The organism is Sorangium sp. So ce385, assembly GCF_051474135.1.
Taxonomy (GTDB): Bacteria; Myxococcota_A; Polyangia; order Polyangiales; family Polyangiaceae; genus Sorangium; species Sorangium cellulosum_D.
Genome location: NZ_CP150337.1, coordinates 12103398 through 12120691 on the forward strand (window position 1 = coordinate 12103398; position 17294 = coordinate 12120691).

Genomic DNA, 17294 nt, shown 5'->3' on the forward strand with positions numbered 1-17294 from the left:
CCGCGCGCGCCACGCCCGGTGCCGGTCGCAGAGGGCGGTGTACCGCAGACCGCAGGCAACGCGTCCGCGCAGGGAGACGAGCCCTACCGTCAGGCCACCTGCGCCCTGGCCAGCGCCTCCTCCATGACCGGGAGCCAGCGGCCATGTGTGCGGAATAACGCAAGATTCCGGGTGATGGACCGCGTGCGCCTCCGCGCGTAACGCTCCGCGAGCACCGGGAATATCCCCGCGCGCCCCGTCTGGGCGATGAGCGGCAGGACCTCGTCCGGCTCCTCCAGCACGTGCATCCCCCATCCGTGGTTGTCATCGGCGAGGATGTCCTCGACCAACGCGCGCTCGTCCCTGTCCGACCCATCGAGCATGGCCAGCAGGGCGGCTCGGTATACCGGCATGTACGCGAGCTGAAAGAACCCGCCCAGCGCGCGGAAGCCCGGCAAGAACGTCGCCGCGAGGAAGAGCAGGAACACATTCGGCAGCAGGGCGCCGCGGCGCAGCTCCTCGATCACGGCGCCTCGTTCGAATGGAACCGGCGCCACGTCCGGAGCTTCCTGCTCCACGAGGTGTCCGCCGCGCAGCGCCATGGCGCGGATCCGATGGTCGCGCACGCGCCAGAAAAAATCGGTGCCAGACGGGAGCATGCTGCCGATGGTCGCTCCAGCCGCCCGCTCGATGACGCGCATGCCGGCCGCGCGCCGACGGGGCTCGAAGAGCAGGCGGCCAAGCAAGCCGTCCTCCACCTCGAGGTGCCGCGCGACGAGGCGCGTACAGAACCCCTCGGCGATGACGACCAGCCGCGCCCGCCCCTCCGGCTCCCATTCCTGCCAGAGGAGGCGGTTGGCTGCGTCGACTGCCTCCGGCACGCTGTCATGCGCGGCGCCGCCCAGGAGATCACGCAAGTGGGCGAGCTCCGCGGCGACCGCAGGAGACAGCGCGCCCCTTTCCTCGAGCGCGAAGCGGACGGGCCCCGGGGCGGCGATGGCGCTGCTCCTGGTCATGAGCCTCCGCGACAGGCCAAAGACGTTGATGCACGTGCCCGCGACGCTCAGCCAGCCGGCGCCACGGCCGGGCCTCACCTCGAGCTTGTTGGTGAAGCAGGTGAACCAGAAATAATGCCTGCATCCCTGCGACAGCAGGCCGATGCGCGAGAAGATGGCCGTGTAGAACGCGTCATGGTCCAGCATGAGCTGACCATGAGGGCCGGTCTGGATCACGCCGGAGCGCTCGAGCTCGGCGAGCGCGGCCGGGACGTCCTCTGGCGGCAGCTGCGCGCGCAGCTCGGGTCGAAGCGCGTCGGCGAAGAGGGCGCGCGCCTCCAGGCCGAGCCGGCTGCGGGGAGGCCGCGCAGGGCGGTAGACGTGGCGGGCGTAGTCGACGAGCGGCGCGTCGTAGAGCGCGGACAGCGGCTGGCCGACCTCGGGCACGGCGCGGCGCAGCGCCAGCAACGCCGCGTCCTCGGGCAGGCGGGGGCTATCGTGAAACTCCATGGGATGACCTTCTGAATGCGGTGATTGACAGCCCGGCCCAGACCACGCCCAGAAAGACGGCGTAGCAGCGGTAGATGGCCGCTGGCGACGCGAGGTGGCCAAAGGCGCCCAGGTTCAAGTAAAGGACGCCGGAGAGGACCGCCACCCCGACCTGGACGAGGTTCTTGATGCGGCCGATCCTCTCGACGCCGCTGCGCTGCTGCAGGTCGCAGTCCGCGGACACCCGGCCCGTCACGATGCAGAGCCCCATGGCGGCGTAGAGCACCGCAGCGCCCGCGAGGCCGCGGCTCAGGCTGAACGCGCCGGTCGAGAGGCACAGCAGGAGCAGGCTGTGGCGCATCGAGAACCTCTGGAGCGCCTGGCTGCTCGCGGCGCTGAAGAGCGCCGCGCCGACCATCGCTCCGACCGCCCCGGCCGCGTCGATGACGCCGTACGCGGAGCCGTCGAGCTCCAGCGTATGCGCGACGAAGCCCGGCAGGAGCGTGTTCGTCACGCTGAGCAGGCCGATGAGCGTGGCCTGGAGGACGATGTTGACCTGGATCCCGCGACTCTGCTGCAGGGCCGCGACGCCCTCCATGAGAGAGTCCCGGAAGGACGCCGCGGCTCGGGCGCTCGTCGCCGCCGGGCGTGCCCGCCGGTCGCTGAGCCGGGAGAGCGCGAGCGGCGAGATGAAGAAGCAGACGGCGCTCACGAGCTGCGACGCGCCATAGCCGATGCTCGCCACGACGACGCCGCCGACGCCCGCCCCGAGCATGTTGCCGAGCTGGACCATCGAGGCGGTGCGCGAATTGAACCGCAAGAGCTCGTGCTCCGGGGCGATCTCCATGACAAGCGCATACACCGACCCCATGAACAGGCGATCGCCGAGCGCGGACAGGATGCCAAAGGTGTAGATCATGGCGGTCGCGCTGGGCGCCAGGTCGACGCTCCACGCGAGGAAGAGGAGCAGGAGCAGCGCCCCCCTCCCCGCGTCGGCGGCCATGCTGATCCTCTTGCGGTCCCACCGATCGATGACGATCCCAAGGAACGGCCCGACGGCGATATCCGCGGCGCTCTGCCAGACAAGCAGCCAGCCGACGGCGTTGACGGCGCCGGTCGCCCTCACGAGCTCCCACGACGCGGCGACGAGGAACGCGCCGCGCGCTACATAGGACGCGAAGACGGCGACGAGGAGCGGGATCTGGCTCATGCGCTGCTCGACGATCGCCATCGGCGCTCAACCGTGGAGCTGAGCCGTCGGGCGGGAGCTGGGCTGCTCGACCGTGAAGGTGGGAGCGAAGACCGCGTCGTCCATCCTCTCCCAGCCATCGAAGTTCTCCAGCGCGTCCGTCACGAAGATGCGCTGCACCCACCGGGACGCGCGCCCCTGCTCGTCGAACGACGCCTTGAAGGCTGTCCTGGCGTGGAGCGTGACGCGGTTGTCGATGCCCAGGAGCTCGCCGGGCGACACGATCTCGTCGATGGCCACCTCCTCCAGCGCCGCCTCGAAGCGCTTCGCCGCGCGCTCCGCTCGAGGGGACAGGATGTCGGCGATCATGTCTCCGTAAAACGCCGCGTTCACCACGAGACCAGCGGGCGTCCGCTCGATGAGCGGGATCGGGCGCGTGGTGACGTTCACATAGGCGCCGCGAGACCTCCTCCACCTGTAAGGCAGCTTCATCTGATAGGCCGGGCTCGCCAGCGCCGCGCGTTCTTCCGGGCTCAGCATGGATAGCGCCGACCGCGCGTCGCTGACCCGCGTGTACGGCGGGGAGGCGTCCTGACGGACGCCGGTGAGGAAGAGCGCCTTGGGTGAGCAGTCGCGCCCGGTCATGAAGCGGAGGGCGGCGTTCTCGATGTGGAGCCTGAGCTCGGAGGTCGTGCCTAGCCCGCTCAGATCGCCCGACGTCTCCCTGGACGGCACGAGGTTGTTCACGAGGCCGCGCCCTTCGCAGTACATCGAGTACGGTTCGCCGAAGAACGAGGCGATCATCGTCAGGAGGTTCTCGGAAAGATAGCTCGGCTTCTCGATCCTCTTCGCGAGCCCCGCCTGAGGCGGCGGCACAGGGACGTTCGCGCTCGTCGGCAGATTCCCGACCTTGAACGCGCCGCAGAACACCGGCGGCGAGCGGCCGAGATCCGCGAGCGCCGAGAGATCCGAGAACATGCCCGCGACGCGATCCCGCGCCTTCCGGAGCTGCGCGAGGTACTCCACGTAGCCGTTCTCTGGATACGTTATACCGGCGAGCGTCTCTTCGAGCAGCTCCCGTTCGCCGTTCGATAGCGTCTTCGTGTAGATTTGCGTAGATGCCACGATGCTCCTTCCGTCGACGGACGAAGGCCGCGATACCGCCGCAGAGGAGTCGGCGCTCCGCGAGCGGCCGGCCAGCACTGGCGGTGAATGGGTTCATCGACGAGGTCGGCCCATCGCGGCCCCGCCTCGTCGGCAGTCGACTCGGCGGGCTTGGCAACCCGCATACCAGAGCGCAGCGATGCTCCATCGGGGCTCATCAAGGCGTCCGCAGCCCACCCGGTGGCCTGATCGCGCCAGGAATCCGCAGGCGGGCGGCGCGGAGGCGGCGCGGAGGCGGCGCGGAGCGTGGACCGAGCACGCAGGAGCGGCAGTCACGTGTTGCGCGACCGCGCAAGGGATCGTTGCCCCCGGCGCGAGGAGTACTGGGATAGCGTGGAGGACGAGCAGAACGAGGGAGAGGGAGGAGGGCGCTCGCCCTGCGGCTCCGCAGAGGACCGCTGCGACGTCGGCGTCCGGAGCGCGCCCGTGCATGCAGGCAAAAAATCTCAGATCATGTCAATGCTTCAATCATGGCCGCAACGTAAAGAACGTGTTTCCAGCCAGCGTACGAAATCTCGCGAATTGGGGCCCTGGACTTCCAGTCCCTGCGGCTCTCCACCCGAACAAGCCTGTTGAGCTTGGGTCCCGGATGGCGACCCGCAACCGAGCCACATCGATAGCATTCTTTATAAAATCTTGAAAATTCGACTGCATTCGATCGTTGTCATTATTCGCGATATTAACCATCCGCTGCAGCCGCCGACGAGCCCCCTGATCGTAATTCGGACAATCGGAAAACCCATCGAACTGATTGGCGGCGCGAATGATGTCGATCAAGTTTCTCGCCCCGCGTGCCCCGAATCGAGAAGGATCGTTCGCCAATCGATTCTCCAGGACCCGTTGCATCCACCCCATACTATCCAATGTGTCTGCTGCCAGGTAGTCTGTGTGGGAAGGATCGCGGGCCTCCGACATCAACAGCCTGGCGACAGCTCCAGCTTCAGTAGCAGGATCCGGCAACTCTACCGCAACGTCAACCACAACCCTTAGTGTCGCCTGGATTCCGGACCGTGTCGCCGCAGTCACCGTTACAGCGTCGCTACCTGATGTTGTGGCAAGCGCGCTGAGGTAAAACGAAAAATTGCCAACGGCGCGCATGCGAGGTCTGCCATCGACGCTAACCACATCAGGATCACTGCTCGTTATTCTGGGAACACCATCCGAGCGTGGAACATCGGCGATCTCGATGCTGGCCGGAGAGTTCCCTTCGGTGCTCGATATGTGAATAGTCACATCCGTAACATCTGTTCCATGTCGCCGAAAACGCATATATCACCTGTCGCGAACGGATACGCGAGCCTATCGTAGGACAGCGGCAGGGGGAAGGCAGGAGCTCCGACGGCCTCGATGCTGGCGGCGCTGGAGAAGAGAGGCCGCACGCCCAGGCCGCGGCGGTGACGACGCGGAACCCGGGCGCGGTCTCGTCAGCCGACGGCGAGATCGCGTCCGGAACCCGCGGATCGTGACGGCCGTCTACAGGCCTTCCCTCGCAGCGCGGGGGGCCCTATGACCGCGGCATGATCGAGGGGATCAGCGAGGCGGTCATCCAGCGGCCGCCGGAAGCCATCATCGACTTCGTGACGGACCTCCATCGATACAAGCTTGCCGACCGGAAGATCGGCCGCGTCCTCGGCATGCGCCGCGAGGGCGACCGCATCTGGCTGCGCCACGACGGCAAGCTGCGCGGCCTCCCGGGGCCGCCGGTGACGCTCGAGATGACGATCCTTGGCCGCCACGCGGTGCGCTATCGCAGCCTGCGCTCGTTCCCCGCCTGCCTGTTCCTCACCTTCGAGGGCGGCTTCGATCTCGACGAGACCGCCGTGGGCACCCGCGTGGTGCATACCGAGCGCTTCCGCTTCTTCGCGCCGTGGCGCTGGGTAATGGATCCGTTCCTGCGTGAATGGCTGGTGAGGGACGTGCGCGAGGAGATGGGGCGGCTGAAGACGCTGATCGAGGCAGAGCACCTCGCGCGCCCGGCGCAGCGCGCTCTCCCGATGAACAATGCGAAACCGGCTCCCTGATCGCAGCTTTCTGTACGATCCACGCGCCCTTACCCCGACGCGCCTCCCCGGACGGCTTTCCACCCGGGAGGCAGCGCATAGCGGACATCTTCGGCGAGCCTTTGCCGAGGACGTGGACTGACGCGCCTCGCCGATCAAACAGCGCGCCGGGCCTGGTCTGGCGTGGTTCCAGTCCATGCTCGGCCCGATCATCGTCGCGCTGCACCCATGGGCGGGGACCCCGCGGACCTCCTGCAGCTGCTCCGGCGCTACCGCCGCCGCGCCCGGCTCATCCTCCCGTACGGCCACCCGAGCGGCGGGATGTACATCTGGTACGACTCCGTCAGCGACGACGTCGCCGCCCCCCTGGTCACGCGGGAAGCAGATCGGATCGCCGCCGCGCTCGCCGCCTTGGTTGCCGCCCGCCCCACCGTCGGCAACAGCGTCGCCGGGCGCGGCCCCGAGCTCAGCGCCGCCGACGGATAGAGCGACGGCGGGAGCAGGCCGCTGATGGGGAAGGCGGCCGCCAGCGCCTCGGGGTGGGTGACCGCCAGGGCGAAGGTCATGATGCCGCCCTGCGAGAAGCCGGTGACGAGGGGGCTAAGCCCCAGGCATCTTGAGGCCGCGCTCGTCCATCACGGCTTTGTTGCGCGCCTCGCTCTTCGCGTACGCCGGGCGGGCTCTGACCCGCTCGGCATATCCGGTGAAGCTCGGGCGCGGCTCGAGCATCTTGAAGTCGAGCATGTACGCGATGGTGCCGCCGAAGATGACGTCGGCCATCGAGAACTCCTTGCCGAGGACGAAGTCACGGCCAGAGATGGCCGATTCCATCGTCGCGATCATGTCGTCGTAGTTGCCCCAACCGGCGGAGCCGGGGCGGAACTCCCAGTTGCTGGCCTTGGCCATCGAGCCGGGCTCGATGACCGAGGGGGCGAAGAGCGACCAGCGGAAATACGTGCCGCGCGCCGCGTCGTCGAGCTTCGGCGCGAGGCGGCCCGGGGCATAACGATCCGCGAGATAGAGGCCGATCGCCGCGGATTCGGTGACGACGGTGTCGCCGTCGACGAGCACGGGCAGCTTGCCCATCGGATTGAGCTTCGTGACGTCCGCCTTCTTCTGGTCGCCGGCCATGATGTCGACGAACTTGAGCTCGTAATCGACGCCGACTTCCTCGAGCATCCACACAGTGTTGGCGGCGCGCGAAAACGGGTGGTGGTAAAGAACGATGGCCATGGTGGTGTCTCTTTCTCCGTTCGTCTCCGCCGGTCGGTCGGCGGCGCGGCGGAGGCTACCAGAGGCCGGCCCCGTTGGGCGCCTACCCGAGCAGCGACGCCGCGACGCGCGGCGCCTCCCGCGCCGGGCACCCCATCCAGCTCGAGAGCCGCGCCGCCGGCTCGCCGCTCGCGAGCGCGCGGTGCACCCGCTCCGCCACGTCCGCGCGGAGCGCCCGCGTCCCGAACACCGGGTAGCCGATCGCCGCGTAGGCCCTGGGATCCACGCCCCGGGCGACCGGCACCGACACGGCGCCGGGCGCCGGGCACGCGGGCACGCGGCCTCGGCCGAACCAGGCCGCGCACAGCGAGAGGCGGCGCTCGAGCGCGCCGCGCCGGAGCAGCTGCTGCACGTAGAGCACGCGCTCGCCCACCTCGATGCCGTGCGCCTTCAGCAGCGCGCGGTCCTCCGGCGCGAGCTCCGCGATCTGCTCCTCCGCGTCGCGCGCCGCCGCCGTCCCGAGCCCCTGCTCGAGCTGGTAGACGATCCCGCGCGCCGCGCCGGGCAGCGCGCGCACCTCGGGCGAGCGCAGCGGCGCGAGGAGCTCCTCGACGAGATCGCGCGCGAACGCCACGAGCCGCCGGAGGACGCGCGACCGCGCGCCGGCGCCGAGGTCGTCGAGCTCCGCGAGCCGCACGTCGGGCAGGAGCAGCGTCGGGCCGCGCGCGAGCTGCCCGAGCGGCCGCTCGCCGTGGGCGATCCGCCCGGCCGCGTCCACGGAGAAGCGCTCGTGCGGCGCCCCCACGATCGCCTCGACCCAGCGCGCCCGGTCGTCCTCGGGCGCCGGCGCCGCGGGCCCGGGCGCGAGCAGGGCCCGGAGCGCCGCGATCCGCGCGAACGGGTGCCCCGGGTCCACCGGCTCCGGCTCGGCCTCGGCCCGGCGCTGGCCCCCACGGGCGACCGCGCGCGCGCCCGACGACGCCCGCGCGCCGCCGCCCCGCTCGACGAAGCGCTGCACGAGCCGCTCGTGGAGCGCGTCGCTGAGCCGGTCCTCGATCGCCCGCGTCCGGTCCTGCCACGCCGCCGCGTCGCGGACCCAGCGGCCGTGGTTCGAGATGTAGGTCCACGTCCTGATCGACGCGATCCGCGTGATCAGCGTGTCGATGTCGCCGCCCACGTCGTCGATCTCGGCCACCCGGGCGGCCATCCAGTCGGTGTCGAGCGCCGCGCTCGGGCCCGAGAGCTGGCCGTAGATCTCGGCGAGGAGCGCGACGTGCGACTCGAACAGAAGCTTGCGGAAGTCCGGGATGCGGCAGACCTCCCAGAGCAGCGCCACCGCCTCGCGGCCACGCGCGCGGGCTCGCACCTCCGGGTCCTCGGCGAGCCGCATCAGGGCGGCGGTGTCCTCGGCGTCGTCGACGAGCTTCAGGCTGCGGGAGCGCGGGCGCTCCCGCAGCGACGCGAGGAGCGCGTCGATCGAGCTCCAGTCGAGCTCGCTGTTGCGCCAGAGCAGCCGCCGCACCGGGGGGAAGCGGTGCGCCTCGATGGCGGCCGCGACGCCGTCGGGGAGCGACAGCGGCGCGACCGTGCCGAAGGTGCCGTCGGCGAGGTGCCTGCCCGCGCGGCCGGCGATCTGCGCGAGCTCGGCGGGGTCGAGGTCGCGCACGGCGCGGCCGTCGAACTTGCGCAGCGCCGCGAACGCCACGTGGCGCACGTCGAGGTTGAGGCCCATGCCGATCGCGTCGGTGGCGACGAGGTAGTCGACCTCGCCGGACTGGAAGAGGGCGACCTGCGCGTTGCGCGTGCGGGGCGAGAGCGCGCCGAGCACGACGGCGGCGCCGCCGCGCTGCGCGCGCAGCCGCTCGGCGATCTCGTAGACCTGGGGGGTCGAGAACGCGACCACGGCGCTGCGCGGGGGCAGCCGCGAGAGCTTGCCGGCGCCGGCGCTGGCGAGCCGCGAGAGCCGCGGGTGCTGGACGATCTTGGCGGTGGGCACGAGCTCGGCCATGAGGGGCCGCATCGTGTCGGCGCCGAGGAACCAGGTCTCGCGCCGGCCGCGCGAGAGGAGCAGCCGCTCGGTGAACACGTGGCCGCGCTGGTCGTGCGCGGCGAGCTGGATCTCGTCGATGGCGAGGAAGTCGACCTCCAGGTCGACGGGCATCGCCTCGACGGTGCACACCCAGTAGTCCGGGCGCCTCGGGACGCGCTTCTCCTCGCCGGTCACGAGCGCGACGCGGGCCTCGCCGACGCGGGTGCTCACCCGATCGTAGACCTCGCGCGCGAGCAGCCGCAGCGGCAGGCCGATCATGCCCGAGTCGTGCGCGAGCATGCGCTCGATGGCGCGGTGGGTCTTGCCGGTGTTGGTCGGGCCCAGCACGGCGGTGATCGGGGAAGCGTCGACCATGCCGCGCGCAGCTTAGTACCGGATGCCGGAAAGACGCCCCCGGGCGGGAGCGAGGGGGGCGCGCGGGTGCTTCCGACTGGACGGGCTCTTCCGTTGGCCGCGGCGCGGAACGCGCGGCGGCGGAGGCCCTGCGGCTGCGGGGAGCACGCGGAGCGCACGCACCAGCGGAGGCCGTGCAGGTTCGCGGCGCACCATGGAGCCGGGGGTTGGGAAGTCAGCGCCTGCGAGGAACCCGCGACGGCCAGTCGGCGAGCCCGAGGTGCCGCGGGCCCCCGGCCAGCTCTCAGCTCCGGCGGACCTGGATGCGGTAGCTGCCCGGTCCGCCGTAGACCAGGACGTCCATGGGGCGGTCGCCCGGCTGCAGACCCCGGAAATGCAGGGTAGCACGCTCGCCGGGTTGAACGACGGCGCGCTCGGGGAGGCCGATCTCGAGCGGTGCCCGATCCATGATGGGGGAGATCGTCCCGAGAGCCCGTACCAGCTCGTCGGCGGACCGGAGCTCAGCCCGGGTGTGCACATGATATCCAGGCATGTTCGCCTCCTCGACATGCGCTGCGTGACCATGCCAGATCCGCGCGTATCGATCCCACGCCGGATTGAAGGCCTGCACGGAAAGCGCCTGCGCCATCGCGTCGCCCATCAGGTGCCCGTGGATCGTCAACGAGCAACGGTATCCGTCGTCGGTCCCCCCCGTCCCGCTCCACCACGGCTCACGCTGGAAAGCGTAACGCTCGAACATGGTCACATAGGATGCATAAACGGGCGCGCAGAAGCCGGAATCTTCCGGATCCCACGGAGGGCTCGCTGGCCAGCCTCGATAGATTGTGCCCTCGCCGTCCATCCAGAACTCCATCAGCTCGGAGCCGTGGATTGGCAGGAGCACCTCCCCCCTGCACACGAGCGCGTCCGAACGCCCGAAGCCGGGGCGGCTCTTCAGTGCACGAAATGTCGCAAGCTGTGTCTTGTCGCCGATGACGACGCCGCCCGCGCGCGCCTCCAGCTCCAGCACGGGCCCGTAAATGGGCAATCCGCGCTCTGCAAGCATGCTGGCGAGCTCGTGCGCATGGCAGGTCTCGGAGAGCTCGCGCCGGATGTCCAGCCGATCGAGCGCAGCCACCGCGTGCTCGCTCAGCACATCGAGCAATGACAGGCTCGCCCTCGGTCGCTCGGACGGATCTACGCTGCGTTCAGACATCACCGGGGGCGCCGGACGACGTCTCGTACACGGCGCCGGCCTCATCATAAACATAAGTCTCCGCGCTCGCATGCGAGGTGAAGCTCGCCAGGATGCGCCCCATCGGGTCGTATGAGAAATCGCGTCGACCTATATCCGCCCGGTGCTCCGCGATCACGTCGCCGCCAGGAGAATAGGCGTAGGCGGCCGCGAACGTCGTGCCAGGCGGCAGACGACCAACCCACCGCGGCTCCTGAGGAGCGACCGCACGCGCGCCGGGCGCGACCACCTGACGCTCGGTCAAATAGCCCATGGCGTCGAAGCGGCTCCGCACAGTCCCTCCCGCAGGAAGGATACGCGCCGTTTCGGAGTCGAGCGCGTCCCATTCGAACGCGACCGCGGCGTCCCCGCCAAGGAGCACCCGCGCGGGAAGCCCCATGCCGTTCGGCTCGAATCTCGCTGCGAGGCAGAGGGAGGTGCGAAGCGCCCGGCGGTGCCCCGCAGTCGAATACTCGCTCTCGACCGCATGCGTCTGTCCGTCGTACGTTTGCTTCTCCCGGACGAGGCGGCCGCGCGCGTCGTATGTGAACTCGCACCGGACATGCTCCGTCTCGGCGGCAATCAAACGACCCAGCTGATCATACTCGAACCTGTCGGCGGTCTCGTCCGCATACCGGCGCTCCGCGACGCGCCCACACGCATCACGCGTTATTTCGACAGCCATTCCGCCTTCGCTCCGGGTGCCAACGAGGTTTCCCGCGTTGTCGAGACGATACTCGTAGTACCTACCGTCGAAAGTGCGCTCCGCAACCACCCTCCCGGCTACGTCGCGTACGATCCGGTGTACCTCACCGCGTTCGTTGATGACCTGCACGAGGTTGCACTCGCGGTCATAGCGAAAGCGGACGGACTCACCTGTAGGTTTGCGGACCTCGTGCACGAGGCCGTAGCCGCCCCACGAGAGCTGGTAGACCCCGCCGTCGGCGCCGCAGATCCGGACAGGACGGCCGTCCGCGTCATGTTCCACGCGCTGGACACCGCCGTTGGGCATCCGGACGGTGGTGAGCAGGCCGCGGCCGTCGTAGAAGAACTCGGTGGCGTGTCCCTCCTCGTTCACGAACGACACGACTCGACCCACCTCGTCATAAAACAGTCTTCGCGGTTTGCCGTGCGGCTCGATCAGCTCAACAAGATTGCCGTGGGCGTCGTACCGGAATACCGTCTCGGCACCATCTGGCATCGTGGCGCGAACGCGCTGGCCCCGATTATCGTAGTCGAAACGAATAACTCTGCCGAGCTCGTCGACCGTTTCGATGAGACGCGAGTACGCATCGTAATGGTAACGCGAGAACTGACCAAGCACGTCGACGATCTCATCGAGATTACCACGCCGATTGTAAGAGAAGCGGGTCATCGCTCCCATGGGATCGGTGGTGCCGATGAGGCGCCCCTCGGCGTCCCGGTGATAGGTCGTCGATGCAGCGTTCTCGTCCGCGTACTGTTTCAGGTGCCCATGCTCGTCGTACGCGACCGTGGCCACGCCGCGCCCGTTCGTCGCCTTGTCGACCTTGCCGAGAGGGTTGATCTCGTATCGGCGTACCTGCAGCGAATTGATGACCTCGGTATATCCGTCCGCATATTCGAACCGGCAGTGCAGGACTCCCTTCGCCCGGGCCCTGCCATCGGCGAGGTACTCTGGCACGTCATTGGCCAGCGCTGGGTCGGCCCCGTCCGGGTAATCACACCATGTTTCTACGCACCGCCCTCGCTCATCATACCGATAGTGGACCTGCATCCCGCCCGGGTATGCGACGCGCGTGAGCCGGTGCTCGTCATAGGTGAACCGGACTGCATGACCATCGCCATCGTACACGGCCGCGAGGTCGCCGGCGGAGTCGTACTGATATGTCCGATACCGGACAGCTCTCCTGCCGCCGGCATCGATGTCGAAGGCGATGATATGCCCGCGCGCATCGCGCCGAACGTGCACGATCCTGCCCACGCTGTCGGTGATCGAGACCAGGTCGCGCCCGCGGTATGCGAGCACGATCCGGTTTCCGCTGAGGTCGGCGATGGCGCCGAGGATCCATCGCTCTTCGCCGCCTGGAACGCGTTCGAACAGGTGGACGAGCCCGTCCGGGTCCACCAGCACATACGCTTCCGGATCGCGCCTGAGGCGAACACCGCCGCCGAGATCCACCTCGGTGCCGACATCCGGGCGGGGCCGAACGGCGACCGTGCCGTTTGGTCGAAAGACAACGATCGTCCTCCGGCGCACCTCGATTTCATGGGAGAGAGAGTGGCACCATCCGGGGCCGAGGCCGACGTCGCGTTCGCGGGCCGATGTCGAGTACGACCGATGCATCAGCAAGAGCAGTGGGCCAGGCAGGACCAGATCGAGCTGCGGGACTGTGAAGACTCGCCCGTCAGCGACATCGACCGGATCGCCCACGGCAGTGCCTCCGCCGCCCCCGTGGGCCGGGTTCGGGCAGCCGGCGCCGCTGCCCTGGCCGCAGCCGTTCGCGCCGCGACCGCCGCCTTGACCGTCGTTGCCACCGCGCTGTCCGTTGGCGCCCTTTCCGTTCTTCCCCGCTCCTCCGTTCGGCCCGCCGGGGCCGCCGCCGCCGGCCCCTCCACCCATGACGAACACGCCGGGGTTCATGCCGGGAATCGCTGGTATATTCGGGAATGGTGCAGTTCGGGCCACCTGAGAAGGCTATCCAGACGCGGCAGGCGACGCCACCGCAGCGAGACGACCCGATCTCGGGCGGCTTCCACCGGGGCGGCCATCAAGCTGTGCGCTCGGCTGCAAGAAAATTCTACACCGACACCGGATTTTCAGGGGCAGGCACCTCGGCAACTGGCAACTGGCGGGAGCAGCGTGAGGACCGTTCACCATCGATCCCCCTCGCATCGACGCCGCGGAGCGCCCGCGGGTCCGGGAGCCGCGAATCCGGGGGAGGAGAAGATGCGACAGCAGACCGCTCGCGCTCGGTCTTCGTCCCGTCGCCGCGCCCGTGGCATGATGGCCCGAGATGCCGGCAGCTGTAAGAACCGCGACAGTGGGCCCCGCCTCTGCTAGAGCCCGAAGGCCCGAGCGCAAGGACACGGGGACGCAGAAGGCTCGAACGCATGCTGTCGCTTGAAGCGGGGAGCGTCGTCGGCGGGAAGTATCGGCTGGAGCGGCCGCTGGCGGGCGGCGCCATGGGCCTGCTCTGGGTGGCCCGGCACCTCCAGCTGGAGGTCGAGGTCGCGATCAAGTTCATGATGCCGCAGCACGCCGACTCCCCGGTCGCGCGCGCGCGGTTCGAGCGCGAGGCGAAGGCGTCCGCCCAGCTCCGGACGCCCAACGTGGTCCACGTCTACGACTATGGGCTCGAGGGCGACACGCCCTACCTCGCGATGGAGCTCCTCGAGGGCGAGGACCTCGCCGCGTACCTCGTGCGCCGCGGGCGCCTCGCGCCGGCCGAGCTGGTCGGCATCGTGAGCCAGGTCTGCAAGGCCCTCCGCCGCGCGCACGAGGTGGGCCTCATCCACCGCGATCTCAAGCCGGCGAACATCTTCCTCGCGCGCCAGGGCGAGGAGATCGTCAAGATCCTCGACTTCGGGGTCGCCAAGGCGACCGGCACCGGGCTGGCCGCCGACGCGACGAAGACCGGCACGCTCATCGGCTCGCCGCACTACATGAGCCCGGAGCAGGTGCGCCGGAGCAAGACGGTCGACCACCGCAGCGATCTCTGGTCGCTCGGGGTGATCATCTTTCAATGCCTGACGGGCCAGCTACCCTTCCCCGGCGAGGAGCTCGGCGACGTGCTCGTGGAGATCTGCACGGGCGACATCCCGGTCGCCTCGCAGCTCGCGCCGGATCTCTGGCCCGAGCTGGATCGGTTCCTGGAGCGCGCGCTCAAGCGCGAGCCCGGCGAGCGCTTCCAGAGCGCGAGCGAGCTCGCCCGCGCGTTCGCCTCGGCCGTGCAGCGCGCGGCGGTCCCGGATTCGCGCGACTCGCTGGACTCCGCCGAGGCGCTGGCTCAGGGCGGCGCGCTGGCTCAGGGTGGCGCGCCGGCTCAGGGTGGCGCGCCGGCTCGCGGCGGCCTGCTGGCTCAGGGTGGCCTGCCGGCCCAGGGCGGCCCGCCGGCTTACGGCGGCGCGGCGGCTCAGGGCGGTCCGCCGGGACACGGCGGCGCGCTGGCTCACGGCGGCGCGCCGGCTCACGGCGGCGCGTTGGCTCACGGCGGCGCGCTGGCCTACGGCGGCGCGCTGGCCTACGGCGGCGCGGCGGCTCACGGCGGCGCGCCGGCTCACGGCGGCGCGCCGGCCTACGGCGGCGCGGCGGCTCAGGGCGGCCCGCCGGGACACAGCGGCGCGCCGGGCTCGGGCGGCACTCCCGGCTCGGGCGGCGCCCCCGGCTCGGGCGGCACGGTGGCCCTCGATGACGCCATGGTCCCCGGCGGCACGCTGGTGGCGGGCGGAACGGTGGTCGCGGACCGAATGCGGGTGCCCGGCGGCATCCCGGGCCCGGGCGGCACGCTGACGGCGAGCGGCACGCTGGAGGCCGTGGGCGGCGCTCTGCCCCCGCAGCCGGACCGCCGCCCCCCGTCGTCGCGGGCGTTGCTCGCCGTGGCCGCCAGCGTGCTGACGGTCGGCCTGGGGATCGCCGCCGTCGTCCTGCTCCGCTCGCCGGCCCCCAACGAGCCCGTCACGCCGGCAGCCGCGCCCGCGCTCGGCGCCACGGAAGCCGCCGCGCCTCCCGACCGCGTGCCGGAAGAGCCCGCCCCGCCGCCTGCGGCCGCGAGCGCTCCTCCCGCCGCTGCGGAGTCCTCGTCTCCGGCCGCCGAAGACGCCTCCCCGGCCGCCGCGGACGCCTCTTCGGCCGACGCACCCCCCTCCCCGGCCGCCCCCCCATCCGGCGTCCCGAAGGCCACCCTCAAGCCGGCGCGCCCGCCCGCCAAGCGGCCTTCTCCGGCCGCGCCCTCCAGCAAGGGTGCTCCCGAGAAGGATCCGACCTTCGGCTTCTGAACGGGACGCGAGGGGAGAGCATCACGGCACCGCGCTCGCTCCCCTCGGCTCGGGCTCCACGGGCACTGCCACGCTCACCCCTGCTCCGCTCGATCGTGCCCAGGACGAGGATCGCGCCAGGCACGAGCGCGCGCAGCGGGGCTGAACGAGGCCTCGGCTCCTGCCGCACGTCTCATATAAAAGATTATCATCCGTTATAGTAGACAAACGACCGATCCTCAGGGATGCTCTTGCCCTCGCCAGCGCCGGCCGCTCGAGCGGCCGCGCTTCGCCAGCACCTGGAGGCCTGATCATGTCTGCATCTCTCACGATCGCGCTCGGCGTGGAGCTACCTCCGGAGATCGTCGAACGGGCGCGGAAGGTGGCGCCAGGCGTCGAGCTCTGGACCGCTGCCCAGCTCGAGCGCGATCCCAGCGGCTATCGGGAGGCCGAGGTGGCGCTGATCACGGGCTGGCTCGAGCAGGAGCACCTGCGGGAGGCCCGGAAGCTGCGCTGGGTGCAGACCGTCGGCGCCGGCGTGGAGCGCCTGCTCTCTCCGGAGGTCGTGGCGCGCTCCGAGCTCGTGATCACCAACGCGAGCGGGGTGCATGCGCAGCCGATCGCCGAGCACGTCTGGGGCTTCTTGCTCATGTTCACGCGCAACCTGCACCTGGCCGCGGCTCGGCAGCACGAGGGCGTCTGGCAGAGCCAGACGTACCGGGAGACGCTCAGGAGCCTGCGGGGGAAGACCCTCGGGGTGCTGGGCCTCGGCGCCATCGGCCAGCGCATCGCGAGCATCGGGCCCGCCTTCGGCGTGCGGGTCATCGGTCTGAAGCGCACGAAGGAGCCCGTCGAGCACGTCGCGGAGGTGTACGGCCCGGACGACCTGGAGGCGTTCCTCGCCCAGTCCGAGCTGCTGGTGAACATCCTCCCCCTGACGGCGAAGACGCGCGGCTGGATCGGGCGGCGCGAGCTCGCGGCGCTGCCGCGCGGCGCGTTCCTCGTCAACGTCGGTCGCGGCGCGACGGTGCAGACCGACGCGCTGGTCGAGGCGCTGCGCTCGGGTCACCTGGCGGGGGCGGGGCTCGACGTGGCGGACCCGGAGCCGCTGCCCGCCGAGCATCCGCTCTGGAAGCTGCCCAACGTGATCATCACGCCGCATTACTCCGGCGCCCATCCGGGCTATTACCAGCACCTCGGGGAGCTCTTCCTCTCGAACCTGCAGCGCTATGTGCGAGGCGAGCCGCTCGTGAACGTGGTCGACAAGCAGGGGGGCTACTGAGCGCCCGAGCCCGCGCTTCGCCCCCGCGTCGCCGCACGGGCCTCCGATGAGCAGCGCAGCAGCACGGCGCGCTCCGCCGCTCGCGGCGATGGGGCCGAGGTAGTCGAGGCGCGCCGGATTCGTTCGCTCTGCACGACCTGTGGCAGGTGCGGCGCGAGCTTTTCGTTATCCTCTTGGCTCAGAGGGCGCGGTCGCCGCCATGACCGCAACCCCCGCCGGCGGCGGCGCGGCGGCGTGACGGACAACGCGCGCCGCGGTTCCCGCTTGGGACTTCCATGTTCCTCGATTCCTGTGTCATCATGCTCAATGCTGGCGGCGCTGGATGTCGAATCGCCCCTGGCAAGATTCTCCTGATCGCGAACAACGTGTGACCTGACCGAGAAAGGTGTTCCAATGAATCAAGGCTCGTCT

11 protein-coding genes are annotated in these 17294 nt (G+C 70.0%); 4 read left to right on the plus strand and 7 right to left on the minus strand.

Annotated elements, in window-relative coordinates; translation table 11 throughout:
- Positions 1 to 89: 89 nt before the first annotated feature.
- Genes WME83_RS44320 through WME83_RS44330 form a run of 3 tightly spaced genes read right to left on the minus strand, consistent with a single transcriptional unit; the run spans position 90 to position 3777 of the window.
- Positions 90 to 1484, minus strand: coding sequence for a hypothetical protein (locus WME83_RS44320; protein WP_437315746.1), 1395 nt, complete (start codon positions 1482 to 1484; stop codon positions 90 to 92).
- A complete protein-coding gene (locus tag WME83_RS44325; RefSeq protein ID WP_437315747.1) occupies positions 1468 to 2694 on the minus strand; it encodes an MFS transporter in 1227 nt (408 codons plus the stop codon). Before WME83_RS44325 ends, WME83_RS44320 begins: the two co-directional genes overlap by 17 nt.
- 6 nt (positions 2695 to 2700) lie before the next feature.
- Positions 2701 to 3777: a TauD/TfdA family dioxygenase gene (locus tag WME83_RS44330; RefSeq protein ID WP_437315748.1), complete on the minus strand. Its 1077-nt coding sequence runs from the start codon at positions 3775 to 3777 to the stop codon at positions 2701 to 2703.
- 1556 nt (positions 3778 to 5333) lie between these two features.
- Between WME83_RS44330 and WME83_RS44335 the strand changes: the two genes are divergently transcribed.
- Together WME83_RS44335 and WME83_RS44340 are read left to right on the plus strand one after the other, a co-directional pair.
- Positions 5334 to 5837, plus strand: a complete 504-nt coding sequence (locus tag WME83_RS44335) for an SRPBCC family protein (protein WP_437315749.1) — start codon at positions 5334 to 5336, stop codon at positions 5835 to 5837.
- Between the two features lie 207 nt (positions 5838 to 6044).
- The gene (locus WME83_RS44340; RefSeq protein ID WP_437322152.1) at positions 6045 to 6302 is read left to right on the plus strand and encodes a hypothetical protein; all 258 of its coding nucleotides are present in this window, start codon (positions 6045 to 6047) and stop codon (positions 6300 to 6302) included.
- Positions 6303 to 6416: 114 nt separating this feature from the next.
- Here WME83_RS44340 and WME83_RS44345 read toward each other — a convergent pair whose 3' ends face one another.
- From WME83_RS44345 to WME83_RS44360, 4 genes are all read right to left on the minus strand, one after another.
- Positions 6417 to 7049 carry a glutathione S-transferase family protein gene (locus tag WME83_RS44345; protein ID WP_437315750.1) on the minus strand — a complete coding sequence of 211 codons (633 nt, stop codon included), beginning with the start codon at positions 7047 to 7049 and terminating at the stop codon, positions 6417 to 6419.
- Between the two features lie 82 nt (positions 7050 to 7131).
- Positions 7132 to 9432, minus strand: coding sequence for a helicase-related protein (locus WME83_RS44350; RefSeq protein WP_437315751.1), 2301 nt, complete (start codon positions 9430 to 9432; stop codon positions 7132 to 7134).
- 283 nt (positions 9433 to 9715) lie between these two features.
- Positions 9716 to 10576: a hypothetical protein gene (locus WME83_RS44355; RefSeq protein ID WP_437315752.1), complete on the minus strand. Its 861-nt coding sequence runs from the start codon at positions 10574 to 10576 to the stop codon at positions 9716 to 9718.
- 43 nt (positions 10577 to 10619) lie between these two features.
- Complete coding sequence (locus WME83_RS44360; RefSeq protein ID WP_437315753.1) at positions 10620 to 13268, minus strand: DUF6531 domain-containing protein; 2649 nt, start codon at positions 13266 to 13268, stop codon at positions 10620 to 10622.
- Positions 13269 to 13738: 470 nt separating this feature from the next.
- Here WME83_RS44360 and WME83_RS44365 point away from each other — a divergent pair, with 470 nt between their 5' ends.
- Both WME83_RS44365 and WME83_RS44370 read left to right on the plus strand, forming a co-directional pair.
- A complete protein-coding gene (locus WME83_RS44365) occupies positions 13739 to 15622 on the plus strand; it encodes a protein kinase domain-containing protein (RefSeq protein ID WP_437315754.1) in 1884 nt (627 codons plus the stop codon).
- A gap of 292 nt (positions 15623 to 15914) precedes the next feature.
- On the plus strand, positions 15915 to 16883 hold the full coding sequence (locus tag WME83_RS44370) for a D-2-hydroxyacid dehydrogenase (protein ID WP_437315755.1): 969 nt from the start codon (positions 15915 to 15917) through the stop codon (positions 16881 to 16883).
- Positions 16884 to 17294 lie beyond the last annotated feature (411 nt).